We start from the raw sequence: 580 nt of genomic DNA on the forward strand, positions 1-580 counted from the left end.
AAACATTCCTCTATTCGAATCCTTTCGTCGTGCTGTTGATTCTGCCTTCCTATGACCTGTTCGGACTATTATGAGAAATGCTATAACTTCTATTTTGCTTATTACTTTAAGTTCGTTTTTGCTTTCTTGTTTACTATTATTCATGCTAACTCCTATAAAAAATTATAATTTCAAAATCAACTCAGCTATATTGAAATGATATGTGGAAAGGGTAACAGCCTAATATCAGGCTATTACCTTTTTTATTAAAGCAATCCGTTCTCTTCACCAGTAATATGGAGTAATGGAGGAGCTTCTCCAATATCTGGAATCGAATTCCTAAGATCTGCAAGTTCACTGTCTATACTACTTGTCTTGCTGCCTATACTATCTATGGTTGATGATAATTGTGTTATTATACCACTTTGAATTGCACTATCCATATTTTCGTCATACTTATTAATGCTGTTTATCAAGCCATCATAAAAATTTTTAAGGTGCTTGATGGTCAATGTATAGCTCTTTTCATAGAAGTCCGGATGTGATAAGATAAGGATAGACGATGATAAGGAGGTTGAGTGCCAGCAGCATATAGTTATGA

1 pseudogene is annotated in these 580 nt (G+C 34.0%); it reads right to left on the reverse strand.

From position 1 onward, the window contains the following. Window positions 1-245: 245 nt before the first annotated feature. Window positions 246-580: pseudogene (locus OZD66_RS05865) on the reverse strand (hypothetical protein); the annotation flags it as partial.

The sequence above is a fragment of the Wolbachia endosymbiont of Drosophila baimaii genome, from assembly GCF_028982185.1.
Lineage (GTDB): Bacteria > Pseudomonadota > Alphaproteobacteria > Rickettsiales > Anaplasmataceae > Wolbachia > Wolbachia pipientis.